Raw genomic sequence first — 17,206 nt, forward strand, 5'->3', positions numbered from 1 at the left:
TTGGGCTGGCCAGTCAGTCGTTGTGCTGGCTACCCGAAAAGAACGCCCGCACATTGGCGAAGGCTTCGCCAAAGTAGGCTTCATAGCTGTGCCGCTCGACGTAACCCAGGTGCGGCGTGCAGAGCACGCGCGGGTGCGTGAGCAGCGGATGGTTTGCGTGCAGAATCGGCTCCTGCTCGAATACATCCAGCGCTGCCTGGCCTGGCCGGCCACGATCCAGGGCCGCGAGCAACGCGCCGGGGGCGATCAGCTCGGCGCGGCTGCTGTTGACCAGCAAGGCATCGGGTTTCATTCGCGCCAGATCCGCGGCCGTTACGCAATGCTGCGTTGCCGGCACCAGACGCAGGTGCAGGGTCAGTACGTCGGCCTGCTCGAAGAACGCTTCACGCGATGCAGCGGCTTCATGTCCATCGGCCACGGCAGCCTGACGGGATGTCTCGCTGCCCCAGACCAGTACGTGCATATCGAAGGCCCTCGCATAACGCGCCAGACGCTGGCCGATCTTGCCATAGCCCCAGATGCCCAGGGTCTGGCCATACAGGCGCTGCCCGAGGTTGACCTGCCACTGTCCGGCATACAGCCCGTTCATGGCCTCACGCAACTGGCGCCTGGCATTGAGGATCAGCGCCCAGGTCAGCTCCGCTGCCGCGATGGGCGAACCGGTGCCTTCGGCAACCGTCACGCCACGCTCGCGGCAGGCCTGCAGATCGATATGCGGCCCTGCCCGTCCGGTCTGGCTGAGCAGCTTAAGCTTGGGTAAACGCTGCAACAGCGCGGCGTCGATGCGCGTGCGCTCGCGCGTCAGCACCAGCGCATCGGCATCGGCAAAGCGTTCGGCGAGCACCTCCGGATCGCTGACGTGGTCGTGATACACCTGCACATCGAAGCCTTCGAGCAACTGGAAACACTCCAGTGACTGTACGACCCGTTGGTAGTCTTCCGGTATCACGACACGCATCTAGGAACGCTCCTTTGCAATGGATCAGGCCATGCTGGATGCACGGGCCTGCTGGCGACGTGCACGCCAGGCGCGCCAGAACGGCAACGCGATCATCACGCCAACCAAGGCCCACACACCCCAGGTGATCGGGCTGGCGAACAGTATCCCGATTTCGCCGTTGGACAGCGACAGGGCACGGCGCAAATTCTGCTCCATCAGCCCGCCAAGGATGAAGCCCAGCAGGATGGCCGAGAGCGGGAAATCCATCTTGCGCAGCACGTAACCGAAGATGCCGATGACGATCATCAGGAACAGGTCGAAGGTGGTCGCGTGTACCGCGTAGACACCAATGGCCGTGATGATCGCGACCGCGGGCACCAGCGCCCAGTACGGCACGGAGAGGATCTTGGTGAAGATCTTGATCATCGGCACGTTCATCACGATCAACATCAGGTTGGCGACGAACAGCGAGGCGATCAGGCCCCAGACGATGTCCGGCTGGTTCTGGAACAGCAGCGGACCGGGTGTGATGTTGTACAGCGTCAGCGCACCAAGCATCACCGCAGTGGTACCGGAGCCCGGCACACCGAGGGTCAGCATCGGCACCATGGAGCCACAGGCCGAGGCACTGTTGGCGGTTTCCGGCGCAGCCAGGCCACGCAGATCGCCTTTACCGAAGGTGTTGTCCTTCACCGCCATGCGTTTCTCGGACATGTAGGCCACGGCACTGGCCAGCGTCGCCCCGGCGCCTGGCAGGATGCCGAGGACGAAACCGAGCAGACCGCTGCGCAGGTTGGTACCCAGAACGAAGGCGCCTTCCTTGAGGTTGAACAGCATGCGGCCGCTGGCCTTGATGGCCTTCTGACCCTGATGGGTTCGCTCCAGCAAGACCAGGATTTCGCTGATCGAGAACAGACCGAGCACCAGCACCACGAACTGGATGCCATCGGCCAGGCCGAGGCTACCGAAGGTGAAGCGATACACGCCGCTGTTGGAGTCGATGCCGACGCAAGACAGCAACAGGCCGATCAGCGCCGCAACGGCGGTCTTCAGCGGCTTGTTGCCCGCCATGCCGGCCAGGCAGGTGATGGCGAACACCATGAGCACGAAATACTCGGCCGGACCGAAGGCCACTGCCCATTTCGCCAACAAGGGTGCGAACAGCACGACACCGATGGTGGAAATCAGGCCGCCGATGAACGAGCTCCAGGCAGACAACGACAGCGCAACGCCCGCCTGGCCGCTACGTGCCAGCGGATAGCCGTCGAGGGTGGTCATCACCGCCGAGGCTTCGCCCGGGATGTTCAGCAGAATCGAGGAAATACGGCCGCCGTATTCGCAACCCAGGTAAACGGCAGCAAGAAGAATCAGGGCGCTTTCCGGCGGTAACCCGAGGGCGAACGCGACCGGAATGAGCAAGGCCACGCCGTTGATCGGGCCCAGGCCTGGCAGCAGGCCAACCACGGTGCCGATCAGGGTGCCGCACAGGGCTGTGACCAGGTTGTAGGGCGTCAGGGCGACACCGAAGCCCTGACTGAGATAACCGAGAGTATCCATGAATCAGTTCTCCAGGGACGAGAGGATGCCGAGCGGCAGAGGAACGTCGAGCGCCTTGTCGAACAGCAGGTACAGGCCGATGGCCAGAACCGTGCCGCTGATCAGGCTTTGTGGCCAGCGGCCGCCATAAAGGCGCCCCATCCCGATACCGAACATCACGCTGGAGAGAATGAAACCGAGGGTTTCGAACAAAGCAGCATAGAGCCCCATCATCACCAGGCAGATGGTGACCTTGACCAGCACATCGCGGGTCATCGGCGGCTCTTCGCCGTGCGGCTCGGTAGCAGGCTTGAACAGCAGCTGTACGGCACCTGCCGCGATCAGCAGAAGCAGCAGCAACGGAAACGCCTTGGGGCCGACTGGTTCATAGGAAAAGGGAGCGCTGTATCCCCAGGCAGCTATCGCCAGGACACAGCAAAGCAGCAGGGTGACACCTGCGAAAATACGATCTTGCATAGTGGGCTCCGCGAGAAAGCGCCGCCCGGGGGCGGCGCCATAGGCATCATTCAACCAGGCCGAACTCGCGTCCCAGCTGCCGGTACTCTTCTACCTGGACTTTCACCAGATCATCGAGCTCCTTGCCATCGACATGGAACGGCAGCACATCGCGATCAGCCAGATAGCTCTGGAACTCTTCTGAGGCACTGAGCTTGGCGAAACGCTCACGCCACCAGGCGACGTCTTCAGCCTTCACTTCAGGCCCGACGAAGTAGCCACGGATCAACGGCCAGAGAATTTCATAGCCTTGTTCACGTGCAGTGGGGATCGAAGACAGCTCGCCAGTCAGGCGCTCTTCGCTGAATACCGCCAGCGTATGAATGTTGTTGCCTTGCTGCGCGCGAATCTCGCTGGCACTGCCGGTCACCAGATCCACATGCCCGCCCATCAGCGCCATGTAGTGCTCGGAGCCCCCTTCGAAGGCGGCATAACGCAGGTCACGCGGATCAAGGCCAGCCGCACGCGCCAACAGGGCGATCTTCATCCAACCCTGACCACCGATGCTGCCGCCACCGCCGACGGTGATGCTCTTGGGGTCTTTCTTCAGGGCTTGCACGACATCGTCGAGTGTCTTGTAAGGCGAGTCGCCACGCACGGCCAGGGTGCCGTAGTCGGTGCCGACGGTGGCCAGCCATTGCACGGCGTTTTCATCGAAGCGGCCGTATTTGCCGAGTGCCAGGTTCAGCAGCGAGGCGCCGGAAAACGCCACCAGGGTGCCCGGTTCGGCGCGGCGGTTGGCAGCGATGGAGTTATAGGCAATGGCACCGATGCCGCCCGGCATGTAGGTCACGCGAATCGGCGAATTGATCAGGTTCTCGTCCTTGAAACCGACCTGCGCCAGCTTGCAGGTCAGGTCGAAACCACCACCAGGCTTGCTCGGGGCGATGCATTCAGGACGATGCGGCTCACCAGCGACAGCAGAGGTGCTGCCGATGAGCAAGGCCAGGGTTAACGGCAGAATCTTGCGGAGGGTAAGAGTGGACATGCTTGTTCCTTTTATTGGAGTTGTCAGGAAAGGCGTTACCAGATCGGTACGATGTAACTGAGGATCAGACGGTTCTCATCCAGATCGCGGACGAAGCTCGAACGGTAGGTCGCGTTGCGCCAGGTGACCGTGAGGTTCTTCAGGGCGCCATCGCCGAAGGTGTAGGCAATATCGGTGTTGCGCTCCCACTCGCGGCCTTCACCGGATGCCAGGTCGACCTGATCGCCACGCACGTAGCGGGTCATGAACTTAAGGCCGGGTACCCCGACAGTGGCGAAGTCGAAGTCATAACGCAGTTGCCAGGAGCGTTCGTCAGGCCCGGCGAAATCATTGATCTGCAGGAAGTTGGTCAAGTACGGCGTGGCGCCATCGACATAGGTGAATGCGTCGTCACCATGCATTTTCTGGTAAGCCAGGCCCAGCGCATGACCAGCGAGGCTGTAGGTGAACATCGCATTGATGACCTGATTGTCGATCTTGCCGGCACGCTCCTGCCCGGTCTCGGCGTTGTTGAAGTAGCGCAGGTCGCTCTTCAGCTTGCCCGGCCCCAGTGCCAGGGTGTGCTGCATGCCGAGGAAATGCTGGCGGTACACGTCGTCCAGCTCGGCGTAGTGATAACTGGCCAGCCATTGCGGAGTGATCGCGTAGTCCACGCCGCCGAAGCGCAGCTCGTCGCTTTCCGGGCTACCGCCGAAACGGCCGTTCTTGTTGTTCAGCGCGAGCTTTTCCGAACCGGAAACATCGCGATGCACGACGCGGTTGATCTCACCCAGAGTGAACGTGGCGCGCTCGAGATCCTTGCTCTGCAGTTGCCAGCCCTCGAACACCTGAGGCAGCAGGCGTGCGTTGCTGTATTGCAGGTAAGGCATCTTCGGCAGCAAGGTGCCGACGCGCAGTTGGCTCTCGGCAAAGCGCACCTTGCCGGTCACGCCAAGCTTGCTGTAGTCATCCTCGGCGCGATTGCGGCTATCGCGTGGCAGCAGATCGGTGCCGCTACGATCGGGCGAGGAATCGAGTTTGATGCCCAGCATGCCGATGGCATCGACACCAAAACCGACCGTACCCTGGGTAAAACCGGATTCAAGGTTGAGGATGAAGCCCTGGGCCCACTCCTCTCGCTTGTTCTGCCCGGCATTCTCCCGAAAGTCGCGGTTGAGGTAGAAGTTGCGCAGCTCCAGGCTGGCCTTGCTGTCTTCGATAAAGCCTGCAGCAGTGGCGCCAGCACCAGGCAGTGCAAGGACGGACATGCCCAGGACGGAGCAGCTCAGGGATTTCTTTCTTGTCATTATCATGAACCCTACGGGTGTGGTTGTGGTGAAACGAAATCAGCTTCCTGTTCGGCGCAGGTTGGGGACATAAACCTCGCCCGAGAACAGGCGGCGCGCGGTGCGTACCAGCGAGGCACGCAGGTTTTCAGGTTGACCGTCGCCGGCAGGCTGCAGGGAAACCTCGATCTGCCCGCCTGGGTGCTCCAGACGCACGAGTGCTTCGCCAGCGATAGGCGCTATGTCCTGAGCGACGCTGCCGGCAACGGCGCAAGCCGTCGCCAGGCCGATGGCCCCGGTGGCGGCAACCGAGCGGTGGCAGTTGTGCGGCATGAAGTAGCGAACGCTGAGGGTGCCGCCATTTCGTGCAGGCGCCAGCAACACCGGTTTGGGAATGACCATCTGCGAGACATCGCCGAGGCCCATGGCCAGACCGGCCTGCAGACGAATGCGCTCCAGGCGCTGCAGAAACGCCGTGTCGGCATCCAGCTCGGCTGGCGACTCGTAACCGGTCTTGCCCAGCGCTTCGGCATGCATCAGCACCATCGGCATAGCCATGTCGATGCAGGTGACCTCGACACCGTCGAACTGGTCACGCACGCGGCCAGTCGGCAGCAACTTGCCGGTCTTGGCGCCTGCGGCATTGAGGAAGGTCAGTTTGATCGGCGCGGCGGTACCCGGCACACCATCGATGGCGGTATCCCCGTCATAACGCACGCGGCCGCCCGGGGTCATCACGTCGGAGTCGACGAAGGTGTTGGTGTTGAGATTGCGGATACGCACCCGCGTCATCGGCGAACTGGCATTGACCAGGCCGTGCTCGATGGCGAAGGGGCCGATGGCACAAAGCATGTTGCCGCAGTTCGGAGCGGTGTCGACGCGACGCTGGGTCACCATGACCTGCACGAACAGGTAGTCGACGTCGGCATCCGGGTGTGGTGAACGGCTGACGATCGCCACCTTGCTGGTTTGCGGGCTGCCGCCGCCAATGCCGTCGATCTCCAGCTCGTGGCCAGAGCCCATCAGGCTGAGCAATACCTCATCGCGCTGCTGTGGATCGCTGGGCAGATGGTTGGCCAGAAATACTGGCCCTTTCGAAGTACCGCCTCGCATGAGTACACAAGGTACCGTCCGCATGATGCCTCCAACGCATTAAATCTATCGATTGTTGCCTTGGAGTAATTATGAAGAGCACGTTTTTATTCTGTAAAATGCATATATTTGTATATTTATTGTGATACACGCATTAATGCATGTGCGCACGCCGTGTCTTGCCAGGCTCTGCCTCAGCGACTAGGGTTGACTGGTGCAATGAAGACAAAAATATCAGGGACTAATAATTAAAACGCATGAATTACGAACTCCAAGACATCCGGGCTTTCGTGAAAATTGCCGAATTCGGTAATTTCCACGAGGCCGCCAACGCGATCCACCTCTCCCAGCCGGCGTTGACCCGACGCATGCAGAAGCTCGAAGAAGGTCTCGGCATTCAGTTACTGGATCGCACCACTCGACGGGTAAGCCTGACGGCCGTGGGCCGGGATTTTCTACCCAAGGCCCGACGCCTGCTGGATGACTTCGAACGCTCGATACTGGGCATCCGAGAGCTTGCCGAGCGCCAGTCGGGTCAGGTGACACTGGCCTGTATCCCGACCGCCGCCTTCTACTTCCTGCCTACGGTGATCCGTGCCTTCAACCTGCAATATCCGAAGATTCGCATCCGCATTCTCGACCTGAGCGCTCACGAAGGCCTGGAGGCGGTGATCCGTGGCGAAGCGGACTTCGGCATCAACATGCAGAGTGGTCAGAGTGCAGAGATCGACTTCACCCCGCTGGTCAACGAACCCTTCGTCCTGGCTTGCCGCCGCGACCATCCACTGGCCAATCAGCCTGAGGTCGCGTGGCGTGAGCTGAGTGACTACAGGCTGATCGGCGTCGGTCGCCTGAGCGGCAACCGTGTGCTGCTCGACCACGGCCTGGCCAATCTTGACTGGCGCCCGAGCTGGTTCTACGAGGTGCAACACCTGTCCACCTCATTGGGCATGGTCGAAGCCGGCCTGGGGATTGCTGCGCTACCGAGCCTGGCAATGCCTGCCGAAGATCATCCGATCCTGGTCAGACGCCCTCTGGTCGACCCGGTCATCAGTCGAACATTGGGGTTGGTGCGGCGCCGGGCGTCCTCCCTGTCGCCTGCGGCCGAGCAGTTCGTCGAGACCCTGCTGCGACAATGGCCCAGCTATACCTCGCTGGGCAGCGACAGCTGAAGGCAAAAAAAAGCCGCGCTGGAGTGCAGGCGCGGCCATAAGTCGTCTTAACCAAAGGAGATGAAGTGGAGCCAGAGCGATGCTGTCTGGGGGAGGAGTAGAAACCACCGCTCGGGAATCTTCATCGGGGTGAAGCCTATCGTCCTTCGCCGAGAACACCCCATCGAAGTCGTTGATAGTGATCATCGATCCGCTTGAATAGTGCCTCTCGTTACGTGGTGATAACTCTAAGCGCGCCCTCTGGGCCGGGCCTTGCCTCGCTGTGAGGTTCGTTTAGAAAGCACACGACATCGGGAGCACACATGCACAAGAAGCACTGTCTCGCGCTGGCTTGCAGCCTCGCGCTGGGTGGGTCGTTGGCTCATGCCAGCAGCCAATCCGAAGCCAATGGGTTCGTCGAGGACGCCAGTCTCAACCTGTTGCTGCGCAACGCCTATTTCAACCGTGACTACAAAGACAACACCAACGATGCCAAGACCTGGGGTCAGGGTTTCATCGCCACCTTCGAATCGGGTTTCACCCAGGGTACCGTCGGCGTCGGCGTCGATGCCTTCGGCCTGCTCGGTGTCAAACTCGACAGCGGCCGCGGTCGCAACTATGCCGCCTTCTTCGACACCGACAGCCAGGGTCGCCCAGTGGACGATCTGTCCCAGGCTGGCGGTGCGGTGAAGCTGCGCTTCTCCAATACCGTGATCAAGTACGGCAACCAGTTCCCTTCCCTGCCGGTTCTGGCTCATGACGACAGCCGCCTGCTGCCGCAATCCTTCACCGGCACGCTGGTCACCAGCAACGAAATCGAAGGCCTGGAGCTGAATGCTGGACGCTTCACCGCTGACAGCCCGATGGGCGACCCGGCGCGCGACCCCAACCGCCTGAAGAGCATCGATGTGCTCGGTGGCAGCTATGCCGTCAGTGATGACCTGAGCGTGGCGCTGTACCACTCCGACATCGAGGACGTGTACAAGCGCTACTACGCCAACGTCAATTACAACCTGGCCCTGGCGGCCGACCAGGCGCTCAACTTCGACTTCAACATCTACCGCACCAAGTACGACACCGGTTCCGATGCGGCGCTGGATTACGGCGGCGATGGCGAAGGCGATCGCAATACCATCTGGAGCCTGGCAGCCAAGTACAGCATCGGCGCCCATGCCTTCATCGTCGCTCACCAGCGCAACACGGGGGACGCCGGCTTCGCCTATGACTATGGCGATGGTGGTGCCAGCATCTACCTGGCCAACTCCTACTACTCGGACTTCAACCTGAAGGATGAGCGTTCCTGGCAGGCCAGCTATGAGCTGGACTTCGCCGAGTACGGCGTGCCAGGCCTGCGTTACAAGTTCGCCTACGTACGCGGCGACAACATCGATACCGGCAACGACAACAACGGTACCGAGCGCGAGATCTTCAACCAGATCGGCTACACCATCCAGAGTGGCGCGGCCAAGGATCTGCATCTGCGCCTGCGCAACTCCATCTATCGCTCCAGCACCGACGTAGGGCCGGATCTCAACGAGATTCGCGCCTTCGTCGAGTACCCGCTGAGCATCCTCTGATGGTCACTGCCCCGGCCTCGGCCGGGGCACTTCTCAACCGCGCAAGGCCAGGGCAACAGCCTTGGCAGCATCCTCGATGGCGCGTTCTTCATAGGGCGCAAACCCCATTACCAGCCCCGCTGTACGAGTGCCCACGCAGTAGCGTGACAGCGGAATCGTATCGATACCGGCAGCCTGCAGACGGATGAAGGCGTCCTGCTCGCTCTCGACCTGTAGCTGGCAGGCAATGTCCATCCCCGCGCGAATTTCAGGCACCTCGATCAGACCTTGCCAATGCCTGTGCGCCGCCTCGGCGAAGGCCTCGGCACGTGACGCATAGATCTTGCGCATGCGTCGCACATGACGGTCGAAATGGCCCTCGTGAATGAAGTCCGCCAGTACGGCCTGGGCCAGGCTGTTGGCATGCCGTGACATCAATGCCGACGCGCGCGTGAAACTCTCGAGCAGATGCTCCGGCAGCACCAAGTAAGCCAGACGCACACTGGGAAACAGCAGCTTGCTGAAGGTACCGGCAAGAATCACCGAATGCTCTGCGGCCGGCATCGAGCGCAATGCGGGTATCGGTTTGGCGATGAAGCGGTACTCGCTGTCGTAGTCGTCTTCGAAGATGTAGCTGCCCTGCTCCGCTGCCCATTTCAGCAAGGCCAGACGCCTGGCCGGCGACAGCTCCCCACCCAGCGGCGCCTGCCGTGACGGCGTGACATAGGCCAGCCTGGCACCAGGCGCCTGGCGCATGCCTTCCTCCACCTGGATACCGAAGCGATCCACTGGCACGTCCACACGACGTACACCTGAGATATCCATCAATTGCCGTGCGCCTGGGTAGCCTGGGTCTTCCATCCACACCTGCGAGTCACCTGGGGCAAGCAGCCGCAGGCAGATATCGAGCCCTTGCTGCACGCTGCTGAGTACCAGGATGCGCTCGGGTGATACCTGCACGCCGCGGGCAATGGCCAAATAGCTGGCGATGGCTTCGCGCAACTCGGGCAACCCCGCCGGATCGGAATCGAGCAGCATGGACAGACGTGAACTGCGCAGCTGCTGAGTATGCAGCTTGCGCCACAGATCGATGGGGAAGGCGTTGATGTCACCACGGTGGGGGAAGAACGGCCGCAGCCCTGAAGGCATCGTACGCCGGGAGAAAATCGGCTCGATCGCGTCCAGCCGCTTCAGCCAGGGGGTCTCAGGAGCAGTGCGTTTCTCCTCCTGTGCCGGCACCACTTTGCGTCGAACGTAACCCGCGTTGAGGGTGGGATCCGGCAATACTTCGCTGACCCGAGTACCGCTGCCGGTTCGTGCCTGCAGGTACCCCTCGGAGAGCAACTGCTGGTAGGCCGCCTGCACCGTGCCACGGGCCAGGCTGTAGTGATCGGCCATGGCGCGGGTGCTGGGCAATTTACTGCCTGCCGGCAGACGACCGCCGAGGATCGCACGCCGCAGCGACTCATACAGCCAACTCTGCAGGCTAACCCCGGCTTCCGGAGCGCCCAGCGGGAGGAATACCACGTGTGGCGGGGCTTTGTCGGCTGGCATGAGGGCTCCAAAAGTGGATTAGCTATTTTCACCGATAATGGATCAATACTCTGATCCAAGACAACCACACAATCCATCCCGCAGTTAGCCATCCCCATACTCTTCACTACGGGAATTCACGATATGAAACAGCAGATCCTGATCATTGGTGCCGGTTTCGGCGGTATGTGGAGTGCACTGAGCGCCACTCGCCTGCTCGACAAACAACAACGTCTCGATGTCGCCGTCACCCTCCTCGCCCCGCAAGCCGAACTGCGTGTTCGCCCGCGCTTCTACGAGACCGACCTGACTACCACCGTAGCGCCGCTCGGCCCGTTGTTCGAAGCGGTTGGTGTGCAGTTCATCCAGGGCAGCGCCACCCGTATCGATGCAGCAGGCAAGCGAGTCATCTATCGCAACGCCGATGGTGCACAGGCCGAACTGCACTTCGACCGACTGATCCTGGCCAGCGGCAGCCAGGTCGCTCGCCCGCCTTTGGCGGGTATCGACCGTTTCGCCTTCGATGTCGACAGCCTGGAAGCGGCACAGCGTCTCGAGGCTCATCTACAAAGCCTGAGTGAGCGGCCGAACAGCCTGGCACGCAATACCGTGGTCGTGGTGGGCGGCGGCTTTACCGGAATCGAAACCGCCACGGAAATGCCGGCACGCCTGCGCGCCATCCTGGGAGACAAGGCCGACATTCGCGTCATCGTCGTCGATATGGGCAAGCGGGTCGGCAGCGCCATGGGCGAGCAGATCGCCAATGTGATCGCCGAAGCCAGCGAGACACTGGGCGTGACCTGGAGACTCGGCAGCCCGGTCTCGATGGTCGACGAACATGGCGTGGTGCTCGATAACGGCGAGCGCATCGAGGCCAGCACGGTGGTCTGGACCGTTGGTGTGAAAGCCTCGCCGCTGACCCAGCAGATCGATGGCGAGCGCGATGCGTTCGGCCGTCTGCACGTTGACCGCAACCTCAAGGTGCTCGGTCAGGAAACCATCTACGCCACCGGCGATACGGCCTATGCCGCGGTGGATGATCGGGGCAACCATGCCTTGATGACTTGCCAACATGCCATCGCCCTGGGCCGTTCGGCGGGCAATAATGCCGCAGCGGATTTGCTGGGTGTCGCGCCGACGCCCTACAGCCAGCCCAAGTACGTCACTTGTCTCGATCTGGGTGGTTGGGGCGCGGTGTTTACCGAGGGCTGGGAGCGCAAGGTGGTGCTGACCGGCCAGGAAGGCAAGGCGCTCAAGAGCGAGATCAACACCAAGTGGATCTACCCACCAGAAGCCAATCGCGAAGCCGCACTGGCCGCTGCCGACCCGCTGATCCCGGTCGTGGCCTGATCCTCAAGCAAGAACCCTGAGCCAAACGGCTCAGGGCGGCATCAAGGCCAGTCGCGATAAATCCTGGCCTTGAGTTTGGGCGGTGGCTCCCGGCCGGCCTGGCGCAGCCATTCACCTGGCGGCTGGCCGATCTGCTGCACGAAGGTACGCGAGAAGGATGCCTGCGAGCTGTAGCCAACCGCATCGGCAATGGTCTTGATCGCTACGCCTTCGCGCAGCATGTCCTGCGCCACTTTCATCCGCCATGCCGTGACGTAAGCCATCGGCGACATGTCCATCACCTCAGTGAACAAGGCCGCGAATTTCGAACGCGACATCTTCGCCAACTCGGCCAGACGCTCGACGCTCCATTGCATTTGGGGCTCCTGGTGGATGCAGATCAGCGCCGGCCCCAGGCGCCCGTCCTGCAAGGCATAGAGCAAACCGCTGGAAATCCGTCCCTCGCCCACAGCGCGGCGTACCAGCAGCACGAATACATACTCGAACAGCAGGTTCAGTGCCTTGCTGCGGCCAGGCGCTGGCGTGCGAAATTCACTGACCAGCGAACCAATTACCGGGCCGAGTTGCTCCAGGGCGCTCAAGGGAAAGACCAGGGTCTCCATCAACCCCAGCGGAAAAGGTTGCTGCCCAGACCGGCCAAATTGGAAAGACGCGCAGATCAGATCGGCACCACCCTCCTCCTGTGCTCGCAGCTGATAACAGCAACTGCTGGGGCAGAACAGGACACTGGGTTGGTTGATCGCGATACGGGGCAAATTGGGCTGCACCATATCGATCCCACCACGCTCGATCACATGAAGGAAGGCCATGCCTGGTGGTTTATCTAGAACGAGAGTGCCCTCAACCGGGCCAGCGAAGAACAGTCGCCCTTGCAGGCTCGTGCGCTCGAAGAACTCGGAAAGAATATCCATTTGGGGACGACCTGATAAAAATTCTGTGCGTATGGGAAAAAGTCGAACCAAGTGCAGCCCTAAGGTGAAGCCATCCTCGATGGTAGACAGTCTCTCTCATGCCTGCCAACGCGAAAAACCAGCACTTTTAACAAGCTGATTGGAAAACCGCCATGACTGAATTCACATCCCTGTACGCCGCCCCGGGAGCACCCGCGCTGCCCTCCCCTGGGATGCAGGTCGACCTGTCCCGGACAGCATTCGTGGTCATCGATCCGCAGATGCGCAAGCATGGTGTTTAACAGGTCATCCTCGCCGGAATGGCTGCAACCTTTGTGTGCAATCCCAGCTGCACGAGTTGCTTGAGCAGGGCTTCGAAGTAGCCGTGCTTCGCGATGCCAGCGCAGGGCCGAGCACAAGAGGGCGATGGGTACTGGCTCAACTACCGCCATATCGCCAACGCCCTGTGGAGGGCAGCACGGGCACTCGAACAGTCATCGCGTGCCTGACACGCGGCATCACTCAGTGCCCGGCGGCCAGCTCAGACCAGGCCGTAGGAGTGGCTATCGTCCTCGGACTTGGCCTGCATCTCGGCACGCTCCTTCATACGCTGGGCGATCTCCTCCTCGACGGCCTGCTGTTGCTCAGGCGACATGGCCTCGATGTCTTCCTCGGTCAGGCCCATTTCGTTGAGGATGCCGTGACGAATCTTTTCCGCCGGGGTCATCGCCATGTAGGCCTTGAATGCCTCCAGTGCAGCGTTACCCTCCTCATCACCCTGCGACTTTTCCAGGCGCCCGGAGCTGACGCCTGTTTCCACCTTACCTTCGGATGCGTTCTGCAGGGCAATACGCAAACGGGCGAAGCCTTCTTCAGTGGCCTGCTGAGCACGAAACGCGCGCTCGGACTCGGCATTTACCGTACGTGTGGTCTTCTCGTCACTGCGAGCCATCTGGGCCAACTCGCCCCGCTCCTCGCTTTGCTTGCTGCGAAACCCCGTTAGCGATATGCCGCCGTAACTGCCAATACCTCCAATCGTGCTCATGGTTGCTCCTTGACTGAGTTGCAATTGCCAGGCGCACTGATTCAAAGTGCATGCCAGTCGAGGAATCTCACTTAACCTATTGAATTTAAAAGGGCACTTATTTCTTAGAAATTACATGAAGAGGCAAGATCTTGCCGCTGGGCGGCAAGATGACGGCAATGGCTCAGGCAGCTCAGTGCTGCCCGGCCATCTGCCGGAAGGCATTGAGCAGCGCCTGAGTGAGGTCGACCGAAGAAAATTTGGTCAGCACCGCATTGGCACCCACCGAACGAGCCTTCTCGGTATTCATGGTGCTATCGAGCGAGGTGTGCAGCAGCACGTAGGTCTCGGCAATATCGTGGCTGCGACGAATTTCCTGAACCAGGCTGTAGCCGTCGAGTTCGGGCATCTCGATATCCGATACCAGCAGTTCGAACGGCATACCCGCCTGTTGAAACTCGTGCAGTTGTTGCAGAGCGGCCTGAGCACTACGCACGGCCGTGCAATCGAGTCCCAGCTGACGCAGTACGTTGAGCGTCTGCTGCAGCGCGACCTGCGAATCGTCGACCAGCAATACCCGGCGACCTTGCAGCAGGCGAGCATCCTGGCCTTCGAGCAGTTGCCCGACTGGCGCCTCTTCGAGTGCCGGGGCAATGTCATGCAGTACCTTCTCGATATCGAGAATCTGCACGATGGCGCCATCGATCTGGGTCACACCAGTAATGAATGCACGCGTGCCAGAGCCGGCGGGCGGTGGACGTACGTCGCGGGTGGAGCACTGCACGATACGCTCCACGCTCTTCACATGCAGTCCCTGACGCGAGCGACTCAACTCGGTCACGATCAGACACCCGTCGTCTTCACCGGCCGCGCCCCGTTCCCCGATGGCACGCGCCAGATCGATGACGGTCAGCGCAGAACCACGCAGCGTCGCGATACCCCGTACGTTCGGGTGGCGATTGGGCAGTTTGGTCAACGGCGGGCAAGAGATGATCTCATTGACCTTGAGCAGGTTGATCCCCAGCAGACGGCCGCTATGCAAACGAAACAACAACAGCGATAGCGCGTCGCCAATCACCATACTCATGCAACTTTCCTTGAAAGAACGATAAGCCTACCGGGTATAGCGACCATCTGGCCGCGGACTTTAATCCGCGGCCAGTTTCAGGGCCACACGCCCACGGTTCGGGCAGGTTTCCATATAGCGGTGGGCCTCGACGAAGTCTTCGAAGTCGAACACCCTGTCGATGACCGGCGTCAGCAGACGGTCGGCCGTCATCTGATTGATGTGCGTAAGCGCACGTTGCACGGCCTCGTTGTTCGGCTCGATGCCCAGCTCCGGGCAACCGGTAAAGTCGAGTACGCAGTGACGGAAGAACTGCAGGTGCTTCTTGAACGCTGCGCAGGCTGGAAACGCCGTGTCGTTGCCGCCGTTGATCCCGTACAGGATCAGCTTGCCGCGTGGCGCGGCGATGTCGCCCAGCAGTTTCATCTGCGGGCCGGCGCACTGGTCGAGAATCACCTCGACACCTTTGCCTTCGGTATAGCGCTCGACCTCCAGTACCAGATCCTGCTCCTCGGTCACGATTACCTTGTCGGCACCCAGGCCACGCAGGAACTCACGATCATCCGATGAGCCAGTGGAGACGATAACCTTGGCACCCAGCGCCTTGGCCAACTGCACGGTCTGCGGCGCCATGCAATGACTGGCCTCGGTGATCAGCACGTGCTGGCCGGGCTTCAGGTGCGCGAGATCGATCAGCGCCAGGTAGCCAAACAGCAGGCTGGTGTAATGCACGCTGGCATCGACCGGGCTGAGCACGTCGGGATAGCGGGTCAGGGCATGACTAGGCATCAGCACCAGATCACCCCAGGTCGGGTAACGGTTCGGTGTGCTGGCCGGGAAACCAGCAACGGCGGTGCCGACTTCGAAGTCGCTCACACCATCACCCAATGCAGCCACGGTACCGGCCAGTTCGAAACCTGTACCGGCCGGAAGCTTGGCCTGCTCGGCCGCCAGGTTCTGCCGCCACAGCACGTCCTTCCAGCCCAGGCCTACGGCCTGAACACGCACCAGCACCTCACCAGGGCCGGGCACAGGCGTCGGAACCTCTTCGTACTGGAGCACATCGGCATCGCCAAACTTATGAAAACGGATCATGCGGGACATCGCTTACCTCGAGCTTGATCGCGGATTAACACTTCAATGACTGTGGACTCTATCCGCTGTGGGCCGGCGGCACTATCAGACTCTATCGATAGTCGTCATGCCTGTCAGTGATTCGGCGCCTTTCAATCCGCCGCGCACTGCCCGTACTATTGCCCGGACGAAGGCTCTCATTTGCAACGCCGTGCTGACAAGGCCCGTTTTCCTCGGATGGTACCTGGATGAACCGTAACGACCTGCGTCGCCTCGATTTGAACCTGCTGATCGTCTTCGAGACGTTGATGCATGAACGCAGTGTTACCCGGGCAGCGGAGAAACTGTTCCTCGGCCAGCCGGCCATCAGTGCCGCACTCGCCCGCTTGCGCACGTTGTTCGACGACCCCCTGTTCGTACGCACCGGTCGCAGCATGGAGCCGACACCGCGGGCGCAGGAGATCTTCGCCCTGCTCTCGCCAGCGCTGGATTCGATTTCCACCGCCGTCAGCCGTGCCGCCGATTTCGATCCAGCCACCAGCAAGGCGGTGTTTCGCATCGGCCTGTCCGACGATGTCGAGTTCGCCTTGCTGCCCGCCCTGCTCCGTCGTCTGCGCGCCGAAGCACCTGGCGTGGTGCTGGTGATTCGCCGCACCAATTACCTGCTGATGCCGGGGCTGTTGGCCTCCGGCGAAATCTCCGTGGGTGTGGCCTACACCGATGAACTGCCGGCCAATGCCAAGCGCAAGGTACTGCGTCGCAGCAAGGCCAAGCTGCTGCGCGCTGACACTGTTCCGGGTGCATTGAGCCTCGACGATTACTGCGCCCGCCCGCATGCGCTGGTGTCCTTTGCCGGCGACCTCACCGGTTTCATCGACGATGAACTGGCCAAGTTCGGCCGTCAGCGTCACGTGGTACTGGCAGTGCCGCAGTTCAACGGCTTGGCCAGCCTGTTGGCGGAAACCGATATCGTCGCCAGCGTGCCGGACTACACGGCCGCAGCCTTGACCGCGGCCGGCGGCCTGCGTGCAGAGGATCTGCCGCTGGAGACGCAGTCGTTCGAGCTGCATATGGCCTGGCGCGGCGCCCAGGACAACGACCCGGCCGAACGTTGGCTACGTTCGCGCATCCAGATGTTCTGCGGCGACCCGGACAGCCTCTGATAAACATGTAGAAACGCACCATCCAGGAGCCGCTAGGAACCTTAGCGCACCTTCATAGTTCG

15 protein-coding genes are annotated in these 17,206 nt (G+C 61.2%); 4 read left to right on the forward strand and 11 right to left on the reverse strand.

The window, feature by feature from the left end:
• Positions 1-13: 13 nt before the first annotated feature.
• The 6 genes from C7A17_RS23585 to C7A17_RS23610 are packed head-to-tail and all read right to left on the reverse strand — an operon-like array spanning position 14 to position 6,382.
• Positions 14-958: a D-2-hydroxyacid dehydrogenase family protein gene (locus C7A17_RS23585; protein ID WP_106741233.1), complete on the reverse strand. Its 945-nt coding sequence runs from the start codon at positions 956-958 to the stop codon at positions 14-16.
• 24 nt (positions 959-982) lie between these two features.
• Positions 983-2,497, reverse strand: a complete 1,515-nt coding sequence (locus tag C7A17_RS23590; RefSeq protein ID WP_106741235.1) for a tripartite tricarboxylate transporter permease — start codon at positions 2,495-2,497, stop codon at positions 983-985.
• 3 nt (positions 2,498-2,500) lie between these two features.
• A complete protein-coding gene (locus C7A17_RS23595) occupies positions 2,501-2,953 on the reverse strand; it encodes a tripartite tricarboxylate transporter TctB family protein (protein ID WP_106741237.1) in 453 nt (150 codons plus the stop codon).
• A 46-nt stretch (positions 2,954-2,999) separates the two neighbouring features.
• Entirely contained in the window at positions 3,000-3,980 is a 981-nt protein-coding gene (locus C7A17_RS23600; RefSeq protein WP_106741239.1) for a Bug family tripartite tricarboxylate transporter substrate binding protein, read from the reverse strand.
• 35 nt (positions 3,981-4,015) lie between these two features.
• Positions 4,016-5,266, reverse strand: coding sequence for an OprD family porin (locus C7A17_RS23605; protein WP_106741241.1), 1,251 nt, complete (start codon positions 5,264-5,266; stop codon positions 4,016-4,018).
• Positions 5,267-5,305: 39 nt separating this feature from the next.
• Complete coding sequence (locus C7A17_RS23610; protein ID WP_106741244.1) at positions 5,306-6,382, reverse strand: 4-oxalomesaconate tautomerase; 1,077 nt, start codon at positions 6,380-6,382, stop codon at positions 5,306-5,308.
• A 212-nt stretch (positions 6,383-6,594) separates the two neighbouring features.
• Between C7A17_RS23610 and C7A17_RS23615 the strand changes: the two genes are divergently transcribed.
• Entirely contained in the window at positions 6,595-7,509 is a 915-nt protein-coding gene (locus tag C7A17_RS23615) for a LysR family transcriptional regulator (RefSeq protein WP_106741247.1), read from the forward strand.
• Between the two features lie 302 nt (positions 7,510-7,811).
• Entirely contained in the window at positions 7,812-9,065 is a 1,254-nt protein-coding gene (locus C7A17_RS23620) for an OprD family porin (protein WP_106741250.1), read from the forward strand.
• Between the two features lie 33 nt (positions 9,066-9,098).
• Here the strand turns inward: C7A17_RS23620 and pdxR are convergent, their stop codons facing one another.
• Positions 9,099-10,598, reverse strand: a complete 1,500-nt coding sequence (gene pdxR / locus C7A17_RS23625) for a MocR-like pyridoxine biosynthesis transcription factor PdxR (RefSeq protein WP_106741253.1) — start codon at positions 10,596-10,598, stop codon at positions 9,099-9,101.
• A gap of 123 nt (positions 10,599-10,721) precedes the next feature.
• Here pdxR and C7A17_RS23630 point away from each other — a divergent pair, with 123 nt between their 5' ends.
• Positions 10,722-11,927, forward strand: a complete 1,206-nt coding sequence (locus C7A17_RS23630) for an NAD(P)/FAD-dependent oxidoreductase (protein ID WP_106741255.1) — start codon at positions 10,722-10,724, stop codon at positions 11,925-11,927.
• 41 nt (positions 11,928-11,968) lie between these two features.
• Here the strand turns inward: C7A17_RS23630 and C7A17_RS23635 are convergent, their stop codons facing one another.
• From C7A17_RS23635 to C7A17_RS23655, 4 genes are all read right to left on the reverse strand, one after another.
• A complete protein-coding gene (locus C7A17_RS23635) occupies positions 11,969-12,838 on the reverse strand; it encodes a helix-turn-helix transcriptional regulator (protein ID WP_106741258.1) in 870 nt (289 codons plus the stop codon).
• 520 nt (positions 12,839-13,358) lie between these two features.
• Entirely contained in the window at positions 13,359-13,862 is a 504-nt protein-coding gene (locus tag C7A17_RS23645) for a hypothetical protein (protein WP_106741260.1), read from the reverse strand.
• Positions 13,863-14,034: 172 nt separating this feature from the next.
• Entirely contained in the window at positions 14,035-14,928 is an 894-nt protein-coding gene (locus tag C7A17_RS23650) for a chemotaxis protein CheV (protein ID WP_106741263.1), read from the reverse strand.
• A gap of 60 nt (positions 14,929-14,988) precedes the next feature.
• A complete protein-coding gene (locus C7A17_RS23655; RefSeq protein ID WP_106741265.1) occupies positions 14,989-16,011 on the reverse strand; it encodes a zinc-dependent alcohol dehydrogenase family protein in 1,023 nt (340 codons plus the stop codon).
• Positions 16,012-16,229: 218 nt separating this feature from the next.
• On the opposite strand from C7A17_RS23655, the gene C7A17_RS23660 reads away from it, so the two are divergent.
• Positions 16,230-17,144, forward strand: coding sequence for a LysR family transcriptional regulator (locus C7A17_RS23660; RefSeq protein WP_106741267.1), 915 nt, complete (start codon positions 16,230-16,232; stop codon positions 17,142-17,144).
• The last annotated feature ends 62 nt before the right edge of the window (positions 17,145-17,206 follow it).

The sequence above is a fragment of the Pseudomonas mendocina genome, from assembly GCF_003008615.1.
GTDB lineage: Bacteria > Pseudomonadota > Gammaproteobacteria > Pseudomonadales > Pseudomonadaceae > Aquipseudomonas > Aquipseudomonas mendocina_C.